At 60.8% G+C, this 21,431-nt stretch carries 18 protein-coding genes; 10 read left to right on the forward strand and 8 right to left on the reverse strand.

The window, feature by feature from the left end:
* Window positions 1-31 precede the first annotated feature (31 nt).
* Complete coding sequence (locus V6607_RS21435) at window positions 32-889, reverse strand: LysR substrate-binding domain-containing protein (protein ID WP_003212427.1); 858 nt, start codon at window positions 887-889, stop codon at window positions 32-34.
* 112 nt (window positions 890-1,001) lie between these two features.
* Here V6607_RS21435 and V6607_RS21440 point away from each other — a divergent pair, with 112 nt between their 5' ends.
* The 3 genes from V6607_RS21440 to V6607_RS21450 all read left to right on the forward strand — a co-directional run bounded on the left by V6607_RS21440 (window position 1,002) and on the right by V6607_RS21450 (window position 3,649).
* Window positions 1,002-2,111, forward strand: coding sequence for a 2-aminoethylphosphonate--pyruvate transaminase (locus V6607_RS21440; RefSeq protein WP_134327002.1), 1,110 nt, complete (start codon window positions 1,002-1,004; stop codon window positions 2,109-2,111).
* A 27-nt stretch (window positions 2,112-2,138) separates the two neighbouring features.
* Window positions 2,139-2,966, forward strand: coding sequence for a phosphonoacetaldehyde hydrolase (gene phnX, locus V6607_RS21445; protein WP_003212423.1), 828 nt, complete (start codon window positions 2,139-2,141; stop codon window positions 2,964-2,966).
* Window positions 2,967-3,088: 122 nt separating this feature from the next.
* Entirely contained in the window at window positions 3,089-3,649 is a 561-nt protein-coding gene (locus V6607_RS21450; protein ID WP_134327003.1) for a cytochrome b, read from the forward strand.
* A gap of 117 nt (window positions 3,650-3,766) precedes the next feature.
* Here the strand turns inward: V6607_RS21450 and V6607_RS21455 are convergent, their stop codons facing one another.
* The 3 genes from V6607_RS21455 to V6607_RS21465 all read right to left on the reverse strand — a co-directional run bounded on the left by V6607_RS21455 (window position 3,767) and on the right by V6607_RS21465 (window position 7,819).
* Window positions 3,767-4,666, reverse strand: coding sequence for a pyridoxal-phosphate dependent enzyme (locus tag V6607_RS21455; RefSeq protein WP_134327004.1), 900 nt, complete (start codon window positions 4,664-4,666; stop codon window positions 3,767-3,769).
* Between the two features lie 57 nt (window positions 4,667-4,723).
* Window positions 4,724-6,763, reverse strand: a complete 2,040-nt coding sequence (locus tag V6607_RS21460; RefSeq protein ID WP_003212416.1) for an NADPH-dependent 2,4-dienoyl-CoA reductase — start codon at window positions 6,761-6,763, stop codon at window positions 4,724-4,726.
* Window positions 6,764-6,880: 117 nt separating this feature from the next.
* A complete protein-coding gene (locus tag V6607_RS21465; protein WP_134327005.1) occupies window positions 6,881-7,819 on the reverse strand; it encodes a LysR substrate-binding domain-containing protein in 939 nt (312 codons plus the stop codon).
* Between the two features lie 136 nt (window positions 7,820-7,955).
* On the opposite strand from V6607_RS21465, the gene V6607_RS21470 reads away from it, so the two are divergent.
* The 4 genes from V6607_RS21470 to V6607_RS21485 all read left to right on the forward strand — a co-directional run bounded on the left by V6607_RS21470 (window position 7,956) and on the right by V6607_RS21485 (window position 13,175).
* On the forward strand, window positions 7,956-9,497 hold the full coding sequence (locus V6607_RS21470; protein ID WP_134327006.1) for a histidine ammonia-lyase: 1,542 nt from the start codon (window positions 7,956-7,958) through the stop codon (window positions 9,495-9,497).
* A 92-nt stretch (window positions 9,498-9,589) separates the two neighbouring features.
* On the forward strand, window positions 9,590-10,099 hold the full coding sequence (locus V6607_RS21475) for a prolyl-tRNA synthetase associated domain-containing protein (protein WP_134327007.1): 510 nt from the start codon (window positions 9,590-9,592) through the stop codon (window positions 10,097-10,099).
* A gap of 258 nt (window positions 10,100-10,357) precedes the next feature.
* Window positions 10,358-11,218 carry a transporter substrate-binding domain-containing protein gene (locus tag V6607_RS21480; protein ID WP_023658982.1) on the forward strand — a complete coding sequence of 287 codons (861 nt, stop codon included), beginning with the start codon at window positions 10,358-10,360 and terminating at the stop codon, window positions 11,216-11,218.
* An 829-nt stretch (window positions 11,219-12,047) separates the two neighbouring features.
* Window positions 12,048-13,175: an IS481 family transposase gene (locus V6607_RS21485; protein WP_338739149.1), complete on the forward strand. Its 1,128-nt coding sequence runs from the start codon at window positions 12,048-12,050 to the stop codon at window positions 13,173-13,175.
* Between the two features lie 145 nt (window positions 13,176-13,320).
* Here V6607_RS21485 and V6607_RS21490 read toward each other — a convergent pair whose 3' ends face one another.
* From V6607_RS21490 to hutU, 4 genes are all read right to left on the reverse strand, one after another.
* Window positions 13,321-14,112, reverse strand: coding sequence for an ATP-binding cassette domain-containing protein (locus tag V6607_RS21490; protein WP_003220035.1), 792 nt, complete (start codon window positions 14,110-14,112; stop codon window positions 13,321-13,323).
* 17 nt (window positions 14,113-14,129) lie between these two features.
* Window positions 14,130-14,867 carry an ABC transporter permease subunit gene (locus tag V6607_RS21495; RefSeq protein ID WP_003220033.1) on the reverse strand — a complete coding sequence of 246 codons (738 nt, stop codon included), beginning with the start codon at window positions 14,865-14,867 and terminating at the stop codon, window positions 14,130-14,132.
* A 16-nt stretch (window positions 14,868-14,883) separates the two neighbouring features.
* Window positions 14,884-15,606 (reverse strand): ABC transporter permease subunit, encoded by a 723-nt coding sequence (locus tag V6607_RS21500; RefSeq protein ID WP_003220032.1) that lies wholly within the window; start codon window positions 15,604-15,606, stop codon window positions 14,884-14,886.
* A 100-nt stretch (window positions 15,607-15,706) separates the two neighbouring features.
* A complete protein-coding gene (hutU, locus tag V6607_RS21505; RefSeq protein WP_008431964.1) occupies window positions 15,707-17,377 on the reverse strand; it encodes a urocanate hydratase in 1,671 nt (556 codons plus the stop codon).
* A 477-nt stretch (window positions 17,378-17,854) separates the two neighbouring features.
* On the opposite strand from hutU, the gene V6607_RS21510 reads away from it, so the two are divergent.
* From V6607_RS21510 to V6607_RS21520, 3 genes are all read left to right on the forward strand, one after another.
* Complete coding sequence (locus V6607_RS21510) at window positions 17,855-18,985, forward strand: carbon-nitrogen hydrolase family protein (RefSeq protein WP_003207875.1); 1,131 nt, start codon at window positions 17,855-17,857, stop codon at window positions 18,983-18,985.
* A 4-nt stretch (window positions 18,986-18,989) separates the two neighbouring features.
* Entirely contained in the window at window positions 18,990-20,024 is a 1,035-nt protein-coding gene (locus V6607_RS21515; RefSeq protein ID WP_008431962.1) for an AraC family transcriptional regulator, read from the forward strand.
* A 300-nt stretch (window positions 20,025-20,324) separates the two neighbouring features.
* Window positions 20,325-21,344 carry a pyruvate dehydrogenase gene (locus V6607_RS21520; RefSeq protein ID WP_134327008.1) on the forward strand — a complete coding sequence of 340 codons (1,020 nt, stop codon included), beginning with the start codon at window positions 20,325-20,327 and terminating at the stop codon, window positions 21,342-21,344.
* The last annotated feature ends 87 nt before the right edge of the window (window positions 21,345-21,431 follow it).

Below are 21,431 nucleotides of genomic sequence, written 5' to 3' on the forward strand. Positions count from 1 at the left end.
AGGGGCCAACTAGATCTCAAGCCAACACCCTCTAAGGCGCCAACTCGAAAAACGCCTGAATCAACCGCAACTCCCGCCGCCGCTCCATGCACCCGATCACATGCCGGTTCACCAGCCCCTCGCCCTGGATCGGAATCGCGTGCACCCGCGGATCCCGGCTGACTTCCATCGACGACACCACCCCAACCCCCAACTCGGCCGCCACCGCTTCCGTCACCGCCTCACGGCTGTCCAGTTCCAGCAACACCCGGGGCTGCACGCCGGCCTGGGCGCAGGCATCGTCAAAGGTCCGCCGCGTGATCGAGCTGGGTTCACGCAACACCATGATCACCTGATCCAATTGCTCCAGCCGAATCCCCGCAGGCTCCGCCAGCCACGGATGCCCCGCAGGCACCAACGCGCAAATCCGTGACTCGATCAACGGCTGCAAGTGCAGGCCCTTGCGCGGCTCCACCTCGGTCAACACCGCCACGTCAGCCCGCTCCGACAACAGCGCCGCGAGGGTTTCCTGCGCATTGCCCAGGCGCAAATTGACAGTAATCCCCGGATACCGCTGCCGTAGGCTGGCCAGCATCGGCATGACCATGTGCGGCCCGTCCGCCGCCACTTCCAGGCGCCCGGTAAGTAATTGCCGGTTGGCCTCCAGCAACGTCTGCGCCTCTTCCACCAGGCCGAAGATCGCGCGGGTGATCGCCGCGAGTTTGGTGCCCTCCTCGGTCAACTCCACCCGCCGCGCGGTACGCCGCAGCAGCGCGATCTGGTAGTGCTCCTCCAGCGCCTTGATATGCCCGGTCACCGCCGGCTGGCTGATAAACAGGCGCTCGGCCGCCCGGGTAAAACTGCCCTCGCGGGCCACCGCATCAAACGCACGCAGTTGAAACAGGTTCATAGCTATCGGCCTCATTGATAGCTCGCATAACAACAAACAATTTGATTGATGACAAGCCAAACTGCAATTTAGGCGCCGTAACTTCATCCCAATGTTTTGCGAGGACACACGAATGAGCACTGCCGCGCCGATCCTGCTGACCCCGGGGCCCTTGACCACCTCGGCCCGCACCCGCCAGGCCATGATGGTCGACTGGGGTTCATGGGATGACCGCTTCAATCAACTGACCGCCAGTCTTTGCGAGCAACTGCTGGTGATCGTCAACGGCACCGCCAGCCACCATTGCGTGCCATTGCAAGGCAGCGGCACCTTTGCCGTGGAAGCGGCCATCGGCACCCTCGTGCCACGGGACGGCAAGGTGCTGGTGCTGATCAACGGCGCCTACGGCAAGCGCCTGGCGAAGATTTGCGAAGTGCTCGGCCGCGAGTTCAGTACCTTTGAAACTGCCGAGGACGAACCCACCACCGCCGCCGACGTCGACCGCCTGTTGCACGCCGACAGGGGCATCACCCACGTCGCACTGATCCATTGCGAAACCAGCACCGGGATTCTCAACCCGTTGCCCGAGATCGCCCAGGTCATCGCCCGCCACGGCAAGCGCCTGATTATCGACGCCATGAGTTCCTTCGGCGCGCTGCCGATCGACGCCCGCGAGGTGCCGTTCGACGCACTGATCGCCGCCTCCGGCAAGTGCCTGGAAGGCGTACCGGGGATGGGTTTTGTGTTCGCTGAAAAGCAGGCGCTGGCTGCAGCCCAAGGCAACTGCCACTCCCTGGCGATGGACCTTTTCGACCAGCACAGCTACATGGCCAAGACCGGCCAATGGCGCTTCACACCGCCGACCCACGTGGTGGCGGCGCTGCACGAAGCGCTGCTGCAATACAACGAAGAAGGCGGCCTGCCCGCCCGGCACCAGCGCTACGCCGACAACTGCCAGGCATTGCTGGACGGCATGGCCGAACTGGGCCTGCGCAGCTTCCTGCCCGCCGCGATCCAGGCGCCGATCATCGTTACCTTCCACGCGCCGAAAGATCCGCGCTACCAGTTCAAGGAGTTCTACGAACGGGTCAAGGCCAAGGGCTTCATCCTTTATCCCGGCAAATTGACCCAGGTGGAAACCTTCCGCGTAGGCTGCATCGGCCATGTGAACCAGGCCGAGATGCAAGCCGCCGTCGCGGCGGTGGCCGAGGTGCTGCAAGAAATGAACGTGCTCGACATCTGACTGCCCACTACTCACAGGATCTGAACCATGAACTACGCAAACCCAACCCAGCTTCAAGCCGCGATCCTCGACTGGGCCGGCACCGTGGTCGATTTCGGCTCGTTCGCGCCCACGCAGATTTTTGTCGAAGCCTTCGCCGAGTTCGACGTGCAGGTCTCCATCGAGGAAGCCCGTGGCCCGATGGGCATGGGCAAGTGGGACCACATCCGCACCCTGTGCGACCAGCCGCAGGTGGCCGAGCGTTACCGCAAGGCCTTCGGCCGCACACCGACTGACGATGATGTGACCGCCATCTACCAGCGCTTCATGCCGCTGCAGATCGAGAAGATCGCCGAGCACTCGGCATTGATCCCCGGTGCCCTGGACACTATCGCCAACCTGCGCCAGCAAGGGATCAAGATCGGTTCGTGCTCCGGCTACCCCAAGCAGGTGATGGACAAGGTTGTCGAACTGGCTGCCACCAATGGCTATATCGCCGACCACGTGGTCGCCACCGACGAAGTACCCAACGGCCGACCATGGCCGGCCCAGGCCCTGGCCAACGTGATCGCCCTCGGGATCGATGACGTAGCGGCCTGCGTGAAGATCGACGACACCGTGCCGGGCATCCTCGAAGGCCGCCGCGCCGGGATGTGGACCGTGGCGCTGACCTGCTCGGGCAACGCCCTGGGCCTGACCTACGAGCAGTTCCGCGCCCTCGACGCCGGCACACTCGCCAGCGAACGCACGCGTATCCAGGCCATGTTCGAAGGCTCGCGCCCACACTACATGATCGACACCATCACCGACCTGCCTGCGGTGATCGCCGACATCAACCAGCGCCTGGCACGGGGTGAAATGCCGCAGGGCAACTGATCGAGATCAAAAGATCGCCTATACACCCTCCTCTCACGGGCAAACCTCGTAAAACAGGCTTACATTGAAAGGACTCCGTCGCAAAGAACGGAGGTTTGCCCTGATGAGTGAGGAAGAAAGCGATGCCCTGGAAAAATTCCGATACGCGTTACAGCACCATGTCGATTGCGTTGCACTGGCTGATGGTGGTGCTGCTGGCGGTGGTCTACGCCTGCATTGAGTTACGCGGGCAGTTTCCCAAAGGCAGCGGCGCACGTACGTTGATCGTGGAAATGCACTTCATGTTCGGCCTGACGGTGTTTGTGCTGGTGTGGCTACGGTTGTTCGCCCGCAGCCTGGGCGTGGCACCGAAGATCGTACCGGCCCCGCCGCAATGGCAAACCCTCCTCGCTACCCTGATGCACATGGCGCTGTACGCCTTGATGATCGGCATGCCCATCGCCGGCTGGCTGATCGTCAGCGCCGAGGGACATTCGGTGATGTTCTACGGCATCGAGCTGCCGCCGTTGATTGCCGAAAACAAGGCGTTGGCCAAGGAGATTGAAAGCTGGCATGTGCTGTTCGGCAAGGTCGGTTACTGGCTGATCGGGCTGCATGCGTTGGCCGGATTGGCCCATCACTATGTGCTGCGAGACAACACTGCTTTGAGGATGATGCCCGGCAAGAGAGGGAACCTTCAGTAAGCCCACGGATTGAATGTGGCAGCTGGCTTGTGGGGGAGCTGGCTTGCCTGCGATAGCATCACCTCGGTGCCACTGATACACCGCGGTGTCTGCATCGCAGGCAAGCCAGCTCCTACATTAACCGGGTGCAACAGGGAAACCCCGGCGGCCCTGCAGGCCACCGGTGTGGACGAAGATCAGGCGGGTGCCGGGGGAAAATCTCCCGGCTTCAATCTGCTGCTTCAACGACAATAACGCCTTGCCGGTATACAGCGGCTCCAGCGCCAGGCCACAGGCTTGCACGGTAGCGTCGATAAAGGCCAGCAACTCCGGATCAACCTTGGCAAAGCCGCCCCGGCTGGCCTCCAGCAATTCATATCCCTGCTGCACAAGCGCCTGCACCTGTTGCGCCACCCCGTGGTCGTCGGGCACCGCCAGGGCGCCGTATACCGGATGCGCGCCCGCCTCCGCCAGCACCAATCCCGCCAATGTAGTACCGGTGCCTGCCGCCAGCCACCAACCGTGATAGTCCGTCCAGCCCAGGCCGTTTAATTGCGCCTGCGCCTGATTCACCAAAACCCCGCAACCCAACGCGCCCGCCAGGCCCCCGCCGCCTTCAGGTACCGGGTGCAGGTGCGGATACTGCTCGCGCCAGGGAAGCCAGAAGTCCGGCTCGTTGCGCGCGCGATAGCCGCCATACCCCAGCCAATGCAGTTGCATGCCGAAGGCCTTGAGGTCGAGCACCGTGGGTGTGTCTTGCGGATGGCCACGCAGCAAGCCAACGGTAGGAAAGCCGAAGCGTTTCCCGGCCGCCGCCAGTGCATGCAGGTGATTGGAGTAAGCGCCGCCCAGGCTGATGATCCCGCTGGCGCCCGCCGCCCGGCCTTGCGCCAGGTGCTCGGTGAGCTTGAACCACTTGTTGCCGCTGATCAGCGGGTCGATGCGATCCAGGCGCAGCACGGCGACTTCCACCGGCCCCATCCAGTCCAGCTTCAGGGGTTCAAGGGGCGCGTGGGGGAGCCAGTCGAAAGGACCCATGAGGGCGGTTCTGCACAAGAAAAGGGGCGGTAGTCTACCACCGCCCCTTTTACGTGCTTACAGCTCGGCCGCCAGGCGCGAACCCTGGTTGATGGCGCGCTTGGCATCCAGTTCGGCCGCCACGTCCGCGCCGCCGATCAGGTGCACGTTCTGCCCGGCCGCCACCAGGCCGTCCTGCAATTCCCGCAGCGGGTCCTGCCCGGCGCAGATCACGATGTTGTCCACCGCCAGCACCTTCGGTTCACCCTCGGCGCCGATGCGGATGTGCAGGCCCTCATCGTCGATCTTCAGGTACTCGACGCTGTTGAGCATCTGCACCTGCTTGTTCTTCAAGCCGGTGCGGTGGATCCAGCCGGTGGTCTTGCCCAGGCCGTCGCCGACCTTGGAGGTCTTGCGCTGCAACAGGAACACTTCACGCGCCGGCGCATGGCGCTCGGGCTTGATCCCGGCCACACCGCCGCGGGCTTCCAGGTGGGTGTCGATGCCCCACTCTTTCCAGAACGCCTCGCGGTCCAGGCTGGTGGACACGCCCTGGTGCACGAGGAATTCCGAGACGTCAAAACCGATACCGCCGGCACCGATCACCGCCACGCGATGGCCCACCGGCTTACGCTCCAGGATCACGTCGAGGTAGCTTAATACCTTGGCGTTTTCCACACCGGGAATCGCCGGAATACGCGGCGCGATGCCGGTCGCGAGGATGATCTCGTCATAACCGCCCGCAACAAGCTGCTCAACGTCGACCCGGGTGTTCAGGCACAGTTCGACGTGAGTGGTCTGCAACTTGCGCTTGAAGTAGCGCAGGGTCTCGAAGAACTCTTCCTTGCCCGGCACACGCTTGGCGATGTTGAACTGGCCGCCGATCTCGCTGGCCGAATCGAACAGCGTCACTTGATGCCCACGCTCGGCGGCGACGGTGGCGGCCGCCAGGCCCGCAGGACCGGCACCGACCACGGCGATTTTCTTGATCTGCTTGACCGGCAGGTAGTTGAGCTCGGTCTCGTAGCACGCACGCGGGTTGACCAGGCAGGTGGTCAGCTTGCCGCCGAAGGTGTGGTCCAGGCAGGCCTGGTTGCAGCCGATGCAGGTGTTGATCTCATCGGCGCGGCCTTCGGCAGCCTTGTTGACGAAGTCCGGGTCGGCGAGGAATGGGCGAGCCATCGAGACCATGTCGGCATCGCCTTCGGCCAAAATCTGCTCGGCGATTTCCGGGGTGTTGATCCGGTTGGTGGTGATCAACGGAATCTGCACCGCACCGCGCAACTTCGCGGTGACCTTGCTGAACGCGCCACGCGGCACCTTGGTGGCGATGGTCGGGATCCGCGCTTCGTGCCAGCCGATGCCGGTGTTGATGATCGTTGCACCGGCCTGCTCGATGGCCTTGGCCAACTGCACGATTTCTTCCCAGGTGCTGCCGCCTTCTACCAGGTCGAGCATCGACAGGCGGAAGATGATGATGAAATTCGGGCCTACGGCTTCGCGCACCCGGCGCACGATTTCCACCGGCAGGCGCATGCGGTTTTCGTAGCTGCCACCCCAACGGTCGGTGCGGTGGTTGGTGTGGGCGGCGAGGAACTGGTTGATGAAGTAGCCTTCCGAACCCATGATTTCCACGCCGTCGTACTCGGCGACCTGGGCCAGCACCGAGCAGGTGACGAAATCATTGATCTGTTTTTCGATGCCTTCTTCGTCCAGCTCTTTGGGCTTGAACGGGTTGATCGGCGCCTGGATCGCGCTCGGTGCCACCTGCTTCGGGCTGTAGGCATAACGCCCGGCGTGGAGGATCTGCATGCAGATCTTGCCGCCCGCCTCGTGCACCGCCCGGGTGACGATCTTGTGCTTCTGCGCTTCTTCGTCGGTGGTCAGCTTGGCCGCACCGCCATACACCCCGCCTTCATCGTTGGGGCCAATGCCGCCGGTGACCATCAGGCCCACGCCGCCACGGGCACGTTCGGCAAAATAGGCCGCCATGCGCTCGAAGCCACCGGGTTTTTCTTCAAGGCCGGTGTGCATCGAGCCCATCAGGGTGCGGTTGCGCAGGGTGGTAAAACCCAGGTCCAACGGGGCCAGCAAGTGCGGGTAGGCAGCAGCGGTCATGGTACAGCTCCACAACGGATCATCACGGGACGTGGAGCGCTCGAATGGCACTCCATCGGTTTATGTCCCACAGACTAAGAGTCCGCCGGCTGGCGCTCAATGACCGTAAGTGACAACTTAATGATCAAAGTGCGCAGCAGAAAGCATGGCATCGGTAATTTTCTCCTGTTTCTGCCCCTGCCCGATCATCCAGCGTTGAAACCCACGGCACTGCTGTTTGTGCAGGGTATTGGGGTGCCAACTCAGGTAGTACGGCGCCGCCAGCGGCACGGCGAACCGCCAGGGAATCACCAGCCGACCGGCGCGCAGGTCCCCGGCGATCATTGAGAACTGCGCCAGCACGATGCCTTGCCGGTCGATGGCCGCCTGGATCGCGGTAATCGATGATGAATAATTGCGGCGGATCACGATGGGCTGGCCGGTTTGCCCTTCCAGCTCGCTGAACCATTGGGTCCACGAAGGCGGCGAATCGAATTTGGGCCGCGAGTCGATGCCGATCAGGCGGTAATCGAGCAAGTCCCGCGCGCACGCAACCCGTTCCAGCAACTGCGGTGAACAGGTGGGCACCACACAATCGCGGAACAGCGGCACGCTATGCCCGGCATGCTCGGGGTGCTCGCCATAACCGATGCGAAAGTCGGCACTTTCCTCCCCCGATGCATCATCGAGGGTGCTGTCGAGGTAGATATCCAGGTCGGTTTCGTCCTGCCCCCACTCGTCGATCAGCGGCGACAGCCATTTGGTCATCAGCGAAGGCAGGCAACTGATATACAGGTTGTTGGGATTCTTCGCCCGCTCGGCCTCGGCCACCGCCAGCCTGAGTTCTTCGAACGCCGCGGTGCAGCGGGCGTGCAGGCGTTCGCCGACGCTGTTCAAGCGCAGGCGCTGGCCGTCCTTGAGCGTCAGCTTCATGCCCAGGGCATCTTCGAGCAGTTTCATTTGCTGGCTGACAGCGCCCACCGAGATCCCCAGGCGAATCGCCGCCTGGGACATACCGGCGCAGTGGCCCACCACTTCAAACACTTGCAACGCGCGCAACGGCGGTAAACGGCTCATGGGGGAATCTCGCGACTTCAGCAGTTTAGATTTTCTACTAAAAGTAACAGAAAACCTCATATTTTCTTCAGTCAGTGCAACCCGTAGAGTTAAACCACTTCCCACCCCATTGCGTTACGCCCTGCTGGAGTCGCTGATGAAAACCCTGCCTGAACAAATTACCCATGTCGTGTTAGGCGACAGAGAACCCAGCATCGAAGAGTTCGTGGCGATCGCCCGCTATTCGGCCACTGTTTCGTTTGCCGACAGTTACAAGAACCGGGTTAAAAAGTCCCGTGGGTTGATCGAGCGATTCCTCGATGAAAACCGTTTGGTGTACGGCGTGACCACCGGTTTTGGCGACAACGTGCGGCATGTGATCTCGCCGGAAAACGCCAAGGAACTGCAAGTCAACATCGTGCGTTCCCACGCTGTTTCCGTCGGCGAACCGCTGGTGCGTGAACAGGTGCGGGCGATCCAGTTGATGGTGTTGATCAGCCTGGGCAAAGGCTACTCCGGGGTGCGCCTGGAACTGCTGGAACTGATCGCCGGCCTGCTCAACCACGACGTGGTGCCCTTTGCGCCGGGCGAAGGCTCGGTGGGTTACCTCGCGGTAGAAGGCCACCTGGCCCTGGTGCTGCTCGGCGAAGGCCGCGCCAGCGTCAAGGGCGGTGCACTGGTGGATGGCGCAACCGCCCTGCAACAGGTCGGCCTGCAACCGACCGACCTGCAGTGCAAGGAAGGCCTGGCGATGTTGAACGGCACCACGTCGGTGACCGCCATCGCTACGCTGGCGCTGTACAACGCGATGCAGGCTGCCGACCTGGCGGACGTGGCGGCGGCCATGTCGCTGGAGGCGCTCAAGGGCACCATCCGCGCGTTCGACCCGCGCTACCACTCGATCAAGGCTCACCCCGCACAGGCCGCAACCGCCGCCAATATCAAGGCTATTCTGCACGACAGCCAGTTCATCGCAGACAACATCGATTACCGCCTGCAGGACGTCTACAGCCTGCGTGCCATCCCCCAAGTGCATGGTGCTTCCCGGCAGTTCATCAACTACGCGCGGGAAACCATCGAGCGCGAAATCAATTCTTCGGGCGACAACCCGGTGATTTTCCCGCTGGACGACGGTGACGGTATCGCGATTTCCGGCGCCAACTTCGACGGCACCTACATCGGGATTGCAGCCGACACACTGTGTGTGGCGCTGACCAACCTGGCGAAAATTTCCGAGCGCCGGACCGACCGCATGATCAACTCGCACTTCAGCGAAATGCCGGCCTTCCTGGTGCGCAACCCGGGCCTGAACAGCGGCTACATGATCGTCCAGTACACCGCCGCCGGGCTGTACGCCGAGATGAAAACCCTGTCGATGCCGTCGTCGATCGACAGCGTCTCGACCTGCGGCAACCAGGAAGACCCGGTCAGCCTGGCCTACAACGCGGTGATCAAGGCCTACAAAGTCTCGCAAAAACTCCAGTCGGTGGTGGCCATCGAAGTGCTGGTCGCGTGCCAGGCCCTGGATTTCCACGATGTGAACAAAGCATCGACCGCGACCAAGGCGGTCTATGACCTGGTGCGCAGTGAAGTGCCGGTGGCGGATAACGACCGCGCGTTTTACGCTGACATGGCCAGTGTGATTGACCAGGTGCGCAGCGGGAAAATCAACGACCTGGTGGCCCATCACCTGAACTGACAACCACGCCGTCAAACGGCCTGCCCTCCTTTTCGGACGGCGGGCCTTTGCCATTTTTGGCGCAGACAAAGCGATACCCGGGGACTTTGCGAATGCTTCAACCCAAAGACGTTCTACACCTGCTCGATACCTGCTCCATTGCCTATGAATACGTGGAACACAGCGCCGTGCGCACCTGCGAAGAAGCCGACAAACTGGACATCGGAATCAGCGGGCAGGCGGTCAAGAACATCTTCCTGTGCGATGCCAAAGGCTTGAATCCCACCCTGGTGGTGCTCAAGAGCGAGCAGCGCCTGGACCTGCGTGCACTCTCGCAAACCCTCGGCCTCAAGGGCCTGAGATTCGCCTCGCCGCGCCGCCTGATGGAAACCCTGGGCGTGGAGCCGGGAGCGGTGTCATTGCTGGGGTTGTGCAATGACGTGCAGCGCGTCACCCAGGTTGTGATCGCCGAAGAGGTGTGGAACGGCGACAGGATTCTCTGCCATCCGCTGGTGAATACCGCGACCCTGTCGATCGCAGTCCGCGATATGGCGCGACTGCTTGAGCACCTTGGATTCACGCCAATACTCGCCGCGAACCCTGCCCCCACGCCTGACACCTGACAGCGCACGGGCGGGTGCAAAACGCTACCTATCGACCCAAAACAGGGCGAAAAAACCGCGCACATTTTCTAACCATGTTTAATTTCCTTGAAAATCAACAGGTTATTTATTTTTAAAAGCTGGCAAATATTTTGCAATGACATGTATGTACATGTGGAGTCATGTGCAGACTGGAGAGCGAATCGGCCAGTCCCCAAACCTGTATGCGTTCGAGAAAAAAGTCCTAAGCCCACATCAAAACATTGGTAGGAAATAGAAATGACCGCTAAAAAATCGAATTGGTTAGGCTCTGTTGCTGTAGCGACCCTAGTGATGGCAAGTGCTTCCGGACTGCAGGCAAAGGACTGGACGTCCGTGAACATCGCGACCGAGGGCGCGTACGAACCCTGGAACCTGACATTGCCAGGCGGGAAGATCAGTGGTTTCGAGCCTGAGCTGATGGACTACCTGTGCGCCAAGATGAAGCTGCAGTGCAAGATCACCGTGCAGAACTGGGATGGCATGATTGCCAGTCTCAACGCAGGGAAGTTTGATGTGTTGATGGATGCGATCGTTATCACTGACGACCGTAAGCAGGTCATGGATTTTTCGATTCCCTACGCGCAGACGCCGGCCAACTTTGTCGCGCAGGATGCGGCGTTGCTGCCGGGTAAAACCGGGGCGGCGAATGCGATTACGCTGAGTGCTGATCCGAAGGCGATTCACGATGCGATCGAGCCGTTGCGTCAGGCGCTGAAGGGTAAAACCATCGGGATCGCTTCAGGCATCATTTACACCAAGTTCATTGATGAGAACTTCAAGGACGTGGCAACGATTCGTGAGTACAACACGTCGGCCGATGCGATTCTTGATCTGCAATCGGGCCGTATCGACGCGATTTTTGATGACGTTACGTTCCTTGATTCGATCATGTCCAAACCTGAGAACAAGGGGCTGGCGTATACCGGGCCGCAGATCAAAGGCCCTATCTGGGGTGATGGCGAGGGCCTGGGTTTTCGCAAGAGCGATCCGGAGTTGAAGGCCAAGTTTGATGCGGCTTTGAAAGAAGCGATTGCTGATGGGACTGTTAAGAAACTCAGCGAAAAATGGTTCAAGGTGGATTTGACGCCTAAGTCCTGAGGCGTTCCTGGTTGGGGTGGGGGCATATCCGTTATTTGGGTGATGGCTTGTATTGGTTCCGCTCTTACAGCGGCTCACTTTTGAAAAGCGCAAAAGTAAGCAAAACGCTCTTGCCCCACCACTCGGCACCTCGCCTAGGCTCGGTGTGCCCTCACTCCGGCTTTGGAGCGTGGGCCGCCGTCATGGGCCATCCCTGGCCCAGGACGGCTAACCCGGCGTCCTGCCGGGTTACCCACGCTCCAAAGCCTGCGTTCGGCCAGCGTGGTTTAACGGGGCGCCCAAGATCAAAAGCAGATCAACAGCACAGCGGCCTACCGGCCGGCTTGAGTGTTTAGAAGCAAAATCAAAAGCTAAAGCGGGCACGGTCCACTGTAGGAGCTGGCTTGCCGGCGATGGCATCAACTGGGTGTGTCTGATGCACCGAGGTGTCTGCATCGCCGGCAAGCCAGCTCCTACAGAAAAGCAGCTCTGCTTTCGCTCTGGATCTTGCCTTTGCTTTTAACACTCAGGTCGGCTCTCAGGCCGCCGTGCTTTTGATCTTGATCTTGATCTGACTGCCCCAATAAGCCCGAGGCCGAACGCAGGTATTGCGCAGCGGGTAAACCGGCAGGACGCCGGTTTAGCCGCGCCGGGCCATGGATGGCCCGTCGCGGCGGCCCGCGGAGCAATGCCGGAGTGAGGGAACGCCGAGCCCTAGCGAGGCGCCGACAGGCGGGGCAGAGCGCTTTGGTTACTTTGCCGCTTTTTGTACGGACCGGACACATGGTTGACGGGTGTACGGGGACATGGTTGACACTTTTCGGCGAGCTAACTACGCCGGAAAACCATCATGCCCTGGAATACGAGAGACGCCATGAGCCTGAAAAAAGAGTTCGTTGCCTTAGCCCGGCAACCCGGCAGCAATAAACGAGAACTGTGTCGACGGTTCGGTATCAGTCCCCAAACCGCGTACAAGTGGCTCGGTCGCTACGAAGAACAAGGCCAGCAAGGTCTGCTGGAGAAATCCCGCAGGCCAGCCACTAGCCCAAAACTTACCGAGCCCGCGCTGGAGACTGAAGTCTTGGCAATTAGGCGGGAGCATCCAGCCTGGGGCGGCCGCACGATCAGCAATCTGTTAGATAAGCGTATCGCTCCTAGCACTGTCACCAATGTCTTACATCGCCATGGTTTGGTTCAAACGGTCCCAAAAGAGTTACAGGCAGCAAGGTTGAGGTTTGAACACGACGCGCCCAATGATCTTTGGCAGATGGATTTCAAAGGGCATTTCCCAACGCAACAAGGCCGATGCCATCCGCTAACTGTTTTGGACGACCATTCTCGTTTCAACTTGGCAATCAAAGCCTGTGCCAACGAGCGCACAGCCACGGTACAGGAGCAGTTGATCGCGGTTTTTCGGCGCTACGGTTTACCAGCTCGTATCAACGTCGATAACGGGCCCCCATGGGGCTCTCCGCGTAATCCGGGGGAGATCACGGAACTGAGTATCTGGCTCGTTCGCCTAGGTATCAGAGTAAGTTTCAGTCGGCCTTTCCACCCTCAAACCAATGGGAAAATCGAACGATTTCATCGGTCACTCAAGGCTGAAGTGCTCAACGGCCGCCATTTTCGGACGCTTGCAGAAGCGCAAACAAATCTTGATCAATGGCGAGAGGTTTATAACCATCAACGCCCTCATCAAGCCCTGGATTACAAGGTTCCAATGGACCGATACCGAGAAAGCCCCTGGGCTTATCCGGAGACGCTTTTGGCGTTTGAGTACGGGCCGGACGATTTAAAGGCCAAGGTTTATCACAGCCGATTTAAGTTTCAGAAGCGCTATTTCAGGATCGCCAAAGGCCTGGCCGGACATCACATCGCACTACGTCCCAACACTGAGAGTGACGGGCTATTTGACGTCTATTTCTGCCATCATTTTTTGCGAACGATCGACGTGAAACAGCCTGATTACGGTTCATAATGTGTCAACCATGTCCCCGCACATGTGTCCACCATGTGTCCGGTCCGTACACGCTTTTGCAAAGTGACTCGCTGTAAGAGCGAAACCATAAGCGGCCGTTACCGCAGCAACGGATATATACCCAAACCCAACCAACACCCAACCACTACTCCGCACTACGCTGCGTATGACTCGATACAAACTGCCGAAACCGCTCCGTCGGCAACCCCTCAAACAACTCCGCCGGGGTGCCCTGGGCATCAATCAACCCATTGGCCATAAACACCACCCGATTGGACACATGCCGCGCAAACCCCATCTCATGGGTCACCACCAACATGGTCCGCCCTTCCTCGGCCAGCGACCGCATCACCCGCAACACCTCCCCCACCAACTCCGGGTCCAGCGCCGACGTCGGCTCATCAAACAACATTACTTGCGGGTTCATCGCCAACGCCCGGGCAATCGCCACCCGCTGCTGCTGCCCACCCGACAAATGCGCCGGGTAATAATCACGGCGATCATAAAGCCCCACCTTGTGCAGCAGTTGCTCAGCTTCCTCCACACACTCGGCCTTCGAACGCTTGAGCACCCGCATCGGCCCCTCGATGACATTTTGCAAAACCGTCATATGCGACCACAGGTTAAAACTCTGGAACACCATGCCCAGCTTGCTGCGCATGGTCTCCACCTGCCGCGTGCTGCCAGGCAACAACCGACCGTTGCGCTGGCGCTTGAGCTCGATGGTTTCGCCGTCGAGCACAATACTGCCCTCGTCCGGGGTTTCCAGCAGGTTGATACAACGCAGGAAAGTGCTCTTGCCCGAACCGCTGGCACCGAGGATGGAAATCACGTCACCTTTGTGAGCCTCCAACGAGATCCCCTTGAGAACCTGTGCCGAACCGAAAGCCTTGTGAATGTTGTTAACCGTAAGGGCGCTCTGAATCTGAGTACTCATGACAAGCTCCGCTGCAATCAGGAATGAGAAATAGGTTCGGGGGTTTGCTTGACCGGCACGTCTTTCGGCCGCTCACGCAGGTGGGGCGACAGACGATGTTCAATCCAGGCCACCACACGCACCACCAGGAAATTCAGGATCAGATAGATCAACGCCGCACAAATGAACACTTCCATGGTGCGGTAGGTACGCTGGATGATTTGTTGCGCCACGCCGGTGACGTCCCACACGGTGACCAGGCTGGCCAGCGCGGTGGACTTGACCAGCAAGATTGCCTCGGTGGAATAGGCCGGAAGCGCCTGGCGCAAGGTGACCGGGCCGATCACTCGCCACAGCAGGGTCCAACGCCCCATGCCTACCGCCTGCCCCGCTTCGATCTGCCCTTGAGGCACGCTCAGCAGGCCACCGCGAATGATTTCAGCGGTGTAACCGGCGGTGCACAGCGCCAGGGAGACCACGGCGCAGCCATAAGGCGACCTCAACACCACCCACAGGAAGCTGTCGCGAATCGCCGGGAACTGCCCCAGGCCGTAATAGATCAGGAACATCTGGATCATCAGCGGCGTGCCGCGAAACAGCATGATGTAGAAACGCGCCGGGTAGCTGAGGAATGGCCAGCGGCTGACGCGCATGGACACCACGCCCAGCGACAGCAGCAACCCCAGGGTCAGGGACGAAAAAAACAAGGCCAGGGTGATGGGCAAGGCACCCAGCAACTTGAGCATGGTGTCGGCAAGAAAGGCGAAATCGATCATGGCAAACGGTCCCTTCTCACGACTGTGCAGGATTGCGCCGCTGCGTACGTTGTACGCGCGCTTCGGCAATATTGAAAAGACGGCCCGAAAGCCCGGTCAGAATCAGGTAGCACACGCCGCCGACGATGTAGAACGTGAAGTACTGGCGCGTGGAACCCGCCGCCACCTGGCTGGCGCGCATCAGTTCCACCAGGCCAATCACCGAAATCAGCGCGGAGTCTTTCAGGCTCATTTGCCAGACGTTGCCCAGGCCCGGCAGCGCGTACCGCCAGATCTGCGGGATCAGCACCCGGCGAATCCGCGTTGCGCGGTTCATGCCGATCGCCAGTGCTGCCTCAAGCTCACCCTTGGCCACCGCGATAAAGGCACCGCGATAGACCTCAGCCTGATACGACGCCGAGATCAATCCGACGGCGATGGCCCCCACCATGAACGGCGGGACATCGACATAGCCTTCACCGCCAAACCAGTGATTGACGGCCGTCACCACACTGGCACCGCCGAAATAGAACAGGTAGATCACCAACAGCTCCGGAATCCCCCGGAACAGGATGGAATAGGCATCCCCCAGGTATCGCAAGGCACGCTTTTTGGAAAGCTTGGCCATGGCCACCAGGCTGCCGACCAGCGCACCGACCACCAGCGCCGCAAGGGTCAACAACACGGTCATGAGGGCGGCCTTGAGCAAGGCCATCCCCCAACCCGTGTCGCCAAAACTGAGCATCTGCATGAGACTCATCAAGTCACTCCTACCGAAAACACATAAAGCACCGGAACCTTGAAATCCGTCTCAACCTGCCCGACGTCCATGAAGCAAAGGGTGCAACTGCCTGCCTGGTTTACTTGACCATCGGCAGGTTCAAACCCTGCTCCTTGGCGCAATCAATCGCGATCTGGTAGCCCGCATCCGCATGACGCATCACGCCGGTCGCCGGGTCGTTGTGCAGCACGCGAGCGATACGCTCGGCGGCTTCGTCGGTACCGTCACAGACAATCACCATGCCCGAGTGCTGGGAGAAGCCCATGCCGACGCCGCCGCCGTGGTGCAACGAAACCCAGGTCGCGCCGCTGGCGGTGTTGAGCAAGGCGTTGAGCAGTGGCCAGTCGGACACGGCGTCGGAACCGTCCTGCATCGATTCGGTTTCACGGTTGGGGCTGGCCACCGAGCCGGAGTCCAGGTGGTCGCGGCCGATCACGATGGGTGCCGACAGCTCGCCGCTGCGCACCATTTCGTTGAATGCCAGGCCGAGCTTGGCGCGCTGGCCCAGGCCAACCCAGCAGATACGCGCCGGCAGGCCCTGGAAGCTGATGCGCTCGCGGGCCATGTCCAGCCAGTTGTGCAGGTGCGCGTCGTCCGGGATCAGCTCTTTGACTTTGGCGTCGGTCTTGTAGATGTCTTGCGGGTCGCCCGACAGCGCAGCCCAACGGAACGGGCCGATGCCACGGCAGAACAGCGGACGGATGTAGGCCGGGACGAAACCCGGGAAGTCGAAGGCGTTTTCCACGCCCACTTCTTGCGCCATCTGACGGATGTTGTTGCCGTAGTCGAACGTCGGGATGCCTTGTTTCTGGAACTCGAGCATGGCCTTGACGTGCACGGCCATCGACTGCTTGGCGGCCTTGATCACTTCGGCCGGTTCGGTCTTGGCGCGGGCGCGGTATTCGTCCCAGGTCCAGCCGGCGGGCAGGTAGCCGTTGAGCGGGTCGTGGGCGCTGGTCTGGTCGGTGACCATGTCCGGGCGCACGCCGCGCTTGACCAGCTCCGGAAGGATTTCAGCGGCGTTGCCCAGCAACGCAATGGAGATCGCCTGGCCGGCCTTGGTGTATTTGTCGATGCGCGCCAGGGCGTCGTCGAGGTCGGTGGCTTGTTCGTCGACGTAGCGGCTGCTCAGGCGGAAGTCGATGCTGACCTGCTGGCATTCGATGTTCAGCGAGCAGGCACCGGCCAGGGTCGCGGCCAGTGGCTGTGCGCCGCCCATGCCGCCGAGGCCGGCAGTCAGGACCCAACGGCCCTTGAGGTCATCGTTGTAGTGCTGGCGACCGGCTTCGACGAAGGTTTCGTAGGTGCCCTGCACGATGCCCTGGCTGCCGATGTAGATCCAGCTGCCGGCGGTCATCTGGCCGTACATGGCCAGGCCCTTGGCATCCAGTTCGTTGAAATGCTCCCAGCTCGCCCAGTGCGGCACCAGGTTGGAGTTGGCGATCAGCACGCGCGGGGCGTTGCTGTGGGTCTTGAACACGCCGACGGGTTTGCCGGATTGCACCAGCAGGGTTTCGTCGTCGTTGAGGTTGGTCAGGCTTTCGACGATCTTGTCGTAGCATTCCCAGTTACGTGCCGCACGGCCGATGCCGCCGTACACCACCAGTTCTTTCGGATTTTCGGCAACCTGCGGGTCGAGGTTGTTCATCAACATGCGCAGCGGCGCTTCAGTCAGCCAGCTTTTGGCGGTCAGCGTGTTGCCGCGTGCGGCACGGATTTCAACGTCACGGTATTGGGTAGGCTTGGTCACAAAAAAATCCTCAACGATCAATGCGCGAACATTGATGGGTGCGAAGAGGATGTTCATGGACTCTTACGCACACATCTTTACTTGTACATACAAGCATATGCAAGGTTGTTGCCAACTCGACGCGTCGTTGAACAGAGAGGCCTGTAAGGCGCTGAAACTCTTGAGTTGCGCGGCCAGCCCTCCGCGAACCCATCGCGCGAATCAACCTTGGCGAGGAACTTGCGCACGGTATTGAGGCACAAAGTAACAATCTGCCAGAAGCTGGTGCGCGCACGAGTAACATCCCACGGCATTGACCAGCGCGCGTGCACCTGTGGTCACAACCCGTTACTGTCGACCCTGGAAAGATCCGGCCCGCGGTGAAAACACGCGCTCAAGGCTTTTGAGATTTTCGTGCCAAACCACGGTTTTTCGTACCCAGCCCAGAAATTTGAGAGAAAATGCAAACCCAGCACACGGTCCGTTGTCATTTGCCCCATGCGTAAACTTCTTGGCTTTACCCTCATCATGGCCCTGGTCGCCGCCGTTTCCGCCTATCTGGTCTGGACCCAGGAGCGCCCCGTGGGCCATTACCTGTCCGACCTGCGGATCAACCTGGCAGTCGACCAAGGCGTGCCCGCCGACCGCGGCAACCTGCTGGGCATCCAGCCGGAACTGTTCCCCGCCGACTACCAGAGCCTGGAACGCCTGCACCTCAAGCTGGCGGCCTACCTGCAAAACGCCCGTGACCAGGGCCTGATCAACGACAAGACCATCGTGGTACTGCCGGAACATATCGGCACCTGGCTGATGGTCAGCGGCGAAAAGAACGAGCTGTACCAGGCCACCAACCTCAAGGAAGCGATGAACTGGTTGTCGGCGAGCAACCCGCTGCTGTTCCTGCGGGCCTTGATCAGCGCCAAGGGTGACGACCGCATCGACGACGCCTACCTGCGTATGAAGGCCCCGGCCATGGCCCGCGACTATCAAGTGCTGTTCGGTGGCCTGGCCAAGGAATTCGGCGTGACCCTGGTGGCCGGCTCCATTGCCCTGCCCAACCCGAGCGTCAGCCAGGGCCAGCTGCAGATCGGCCATGGCGCGCTGTACAACACCAGTGTGGTCTTCGACCGCGATGGCTTGCCGCTGGGCCAGCCGCAACGCCAGCTGTATCCGATTTTTGACGAGCGCGGTTTTATTGAGCCGGGCGATGAAAACAGCGTCAGCGTGGTCGATACCCCGGCCGGGCGCCTGGGCATCCTGATCGGCAGCGACAGCTGGTACCCGGACAACTACCGCAAGCTCAACGAGCAAGGCGCCCAGTTGGTGGCGGTGCCGGCCTTCGTGATTGGCCGCGAGACCTGGGACAAGCCGTGGCGCGGCTTCAAAAGCGTGTCGACGCCAGCCGAGATCAGCCTCAAGCCCGAAGAGCTCAGCGAAGGCGAAGCCTGGCACCGCCTGACCCTGATCAGCCAGCAACCCATCAGCCAGGCCACCGCCGGCATGAGCGTGTTCCTGCGCGGGCAGTTCTTTGACATGGGCAGCGCCGGGCAAAGCTTCCTCAGCAGCAACGGCCAGGTGTTCGCCGACGGCAATGCCCGTGGCGCGCGCCTGCTGAACGTGTGGCTGTAACTCAATGAAGCCGGTGCGGCTTGGGGATTTGTCGGTGGGCTTCGTCCACACCTTGGCCGATGCGATCCACAGCCATGGCCTGGACCCGCAACCGTTGCTGCTGCAATACGGCCTTGACCCGGCACGCCTGGCCGAGGCGGGTGCACGCTTGTCGATCCCGCGCTATATGCGCCTGGGCTTTGCGGCCATCCAGTTGACCGGCGACGCCAGCCTGGGCCTGCGCATGGGCCAGCTCAGCCGCCTGAGCCAGGCCGGGCTCGCCGGGGTCACCGCCGCCCAGGCGCCCACCGTGCGCGAAGCCGCCCGTACCCTGACGCGCTTCGAAGCCTTGTACGGCTCCAACTATCGCGGCCAGTCGAGCTTTCACGAGGACACGGATGGCGCCTGGTTGCGCTTCTATTCCATCAGCCCCTACAACGCCTACAACCGCTTTGTGGTGGATTCGATCATCGCCGGGTGGCTGCATCAGTTGTCGAGCCTGAGCCTGCAACCGGTGCAGGCGCAACGCATCGAAATCGAATTCGAAGCACCGGACTACAGCGAGCGCTACAGCGTGCTGGGGGACTGCCCGATCCAGTTTGGCGCCGAGCACAACCAACTGCGCCTGAGCCAGAAAACCCTGGCCCTGCGCAACCCGGAACACTGCCCGAGTACCTGGCAATTACTGGTGCAGTTGTGTGAACGGGAACTGGAGCAGTTGACGCGCACCCGCAGCCTGCGCGAGCGCATTACCCGCTTGCTCGGGCCGATGCTCAATGGTGGCCGGGAACCCGACCTAGAAGAAGTGGCGTCACGCTTGAAACTGCCGACCTGGACCCTGCGGCGCAAGCTGGCGGAAGAAGGGACTCAGTTCCGGGCGATTCTCAACGACACTCGCCGCGACCTGGCCATGACCTACATTCGCGATACCGAACTGGCGTTCGGTGAAATTGCCTATTTGCTCGGTTTTGCTTCAGCGGAAGCCTTTCAACGGGCGTTCAAGCGCTGGAACAGCCAGACCCCAGGGGAATTTCGCCGCAGTCAGCGGCATTCCGCCTGACGTCTGTCTTACAGCTCGGTGGCATCATCGGCCGGATCCAGCGGATCCAGTTCAAAGGCGTGGTACTCGAGCAATTCTTCCTGGTAATCGTCCATGGTTGACTCCTTGTTTTATGAAAAGGGGTTGCTTAGTGACCTGCACAACCAGCCTAAAGTGCCGTCATGACGAAAAAATGTCCGTGGCATGACGTTCCTGCACTTCAGGATTAAACGTAGCAGGATTGCCTTGATTTAGCCGGATGAATTTTAGATGCAACTGCAATCATTGCAATTGCAATCGTAAGCCGAATTCCTTTAGGGTATGGGCACCCGTTGCCAAGCGACCCTGCTCATGACTGCCAGCACCGAACGCTCTGCCCTGATCTGCATCGACGCCCTGAATGCAACGCAGCAGCCCCGCTGCTCGCCCCTGTATAGCGTGATGACCATGGCCAACACCCTGGAGTCCAGCCGGCAGGCGTGGGTGATTCGCGGCCAGTCGCGCTCACGCCGAGTGGTGAGCTGGCCCACCTGGTTCGCGCGCAATACCGGGGAAAAACCCATGCTGTACCTGCACACGGCCGCGTCATCGGCGCAGTTGCGCGCGCTGTCCGGCGAGACCCGTCAGCGGGGCATCCTGTGCAACGACAATGCAACCCAGCCCTCCCCTTCACTGCCCTTATGGCTGGCCAGCAATCCTCACTGCACACCTTATGACCCGGCCTCCGGCGAGGAAGCCCGGGCGATTGTGCTGGCGGGTTTGCAGGCGCTGTATGTCGACGGCGAGCCGGGGTTCTACTATCTGGCACTGCACGATCAACACGAAGGGCCAGGGCTGAGCCCGCAGGATAGTGAGCATGCGCTCAGGGGCATGTACCGGGTCCGGCGCTCATACACGAGTGAATTGAGGGTGCGGTTGCTGGGTGCGGGTCGAGCGTTTGAAGAAGTCGTGCACGCCGCGCAGTTGCTCGAGACGGATTGGAACGTCGAGGCGCAACTGTGGAGTTGCCCCAGCTATACACGGCTGGCCCGCGAAGCGAATGCGGCGCAACGCTGGAACCGCCTACACCCGTTGGAACCGAAGCGCAGTTGTCATCTAAGGGATTGCCTGGCTGGGGATGGCGCGCCGGTGGTCGCGGTCACCGGGTATCCGCAGCCGATCGTCGATCAATTGGCGGGGCATGTGGATGCGCGGTTTGTGGCGTTGGGTGCGGGCTCCGTGGAAACGTCTGCACCCAGTCGATATTGGGTAGCGGTGCTGGCATTGAAGGCGTTGGCGGATGACGGCTGGATCGAAGCAGAACAGGTGGAGACCGCCCTGAATCGATATCACCTGAAATGACGATCTGCAATCCATCGCAGATCAAATGTGGGAGCGGGCTTGCTCGCGAAGACGGTGTGCCTGTTGATATTACTGTTGCTGACACAC

This window comes from Pseudomonas sp. KK18, from assembly GCF_037094675.1.
Lineage (GTDB): Bacteria > Pseudomonadota > Gammaproteobacteria > Pseudomonadales > Pseudomonadaceae > Aquipseudomonas.